This window comes from Gillisia marina, from assembly GCF_000258765.1.
GTDB classification, from domain to species: Bacteria; Bacteroidota; Bacteroidia; order Flavobacteriales; family Flavobacteriaceae; genus Gillisia; species Gillisia marina.
In genome coordinates, this window is sequence record NZ_AJLT01000079.1 from 1 (window position 1) to 1,146 (window position 1,146).

Consider the following 1,146-nt stretch of genomic DNA (forward strand, 5'->3'; position numbering starts at 1 on the left):
TTGCCAACATCGGTTAAGCGCAAATAGCGGGCATTCGAGTGAAAAGTGCTATTTTAGACATCAAGTAAAAAACAACAAAGCCGACAAGAACGTGTCCCTATTCCACGCTACTTGCCTTAACCAAGACCGTTACCTGTCATTTTACACCAAAATTTATGAGAGCAATAAACATTCTGATTTTAGTAGTAATATTTATAACGTTAAGTTGCAATGAAAAAATTAAAGAAGTAGAAAAAGATTATATACTCATAGATGACTCTGGGATTTCGGTAGAAAAATTTGATTCTACAAATGTTGACCAAAATCGATACACTCAAAATAATCTGACATTTAAGGAAGGTGTAATTTTCACCTATGATATTGAACACATTACACCGACAAATGAAAAACTTTTATTCACTTGGGATGAAAGCGTAAAAGATTACATGAAAAGATGGAAGTTCGTTCCAACAGATTCCATAAATGAAACTACTATTCATAAAGTATCGATTACAGTTAAGCCAGGACTGGAACCTATGATAAATAATAATCCTGACTATAATCAGACAATTATCCAATATGAATATTTACTTCAAAATGGCAAAGCTCCCTTTCTTTCTTCTTCTGGAGTAATAGAAAATGAGGATAACATTTGGATGCATCCACCAAGAGATAAATATTTTTCCATTTTAGAAATTAATCCGTTTCCATATATAAAAACACCTTACGAAATAGGAAATGAATGGAATTGGACACTTGAGATTGGCGATGGATGGAGTGATAAACGATGGAAAGCTTGGGAAGGACAAATAGAGAATAAATACAATTATAAGATTACTGATAGAAAAAGTTTAAAAACAAATTTAGGTGATATTGATTGTTATGTAATTGAATCAACAGCTAATAGCAGAATTGGTGAAACAAAATTAAAGGCATATTTCAGTCCTGAATATGGATTTGTACAACTTAATTACACCAATATTGATGGTAGTTTAACAAACTTAAAATTAAGTGATTATTCAAAACAATAAAACGTCAGGTAACATCGGTTACCAGCAAATAGCGGGCAGTCCAGTGAAAAGTGCTATTTTAGACATCAATTAACAAACAACTAAGCCGACAAGAAGCCGTCCCTACTCCACGCTACTTGCGTTAACCAAGACCGTT

General features: G+C 32.9%; 1 protein-coding gene. It reads left to right on the top strand.

What is annotated here, in order from left to right:
- The first annotated feature begins 155 nt into the window (after positions 1-155).
- Positions 156-1,010 (top strand): hypothetical protein, encoded by an 855-nt coding sequence (locus ON07_RS13470; RefSeq protein WP_010232471.1) that lies wholly within the window; start codon positions 156-158, stop codon positions 1,008-1,010.
- Positions 1,011-1,146: the final 136 nt, after the last annotated feature.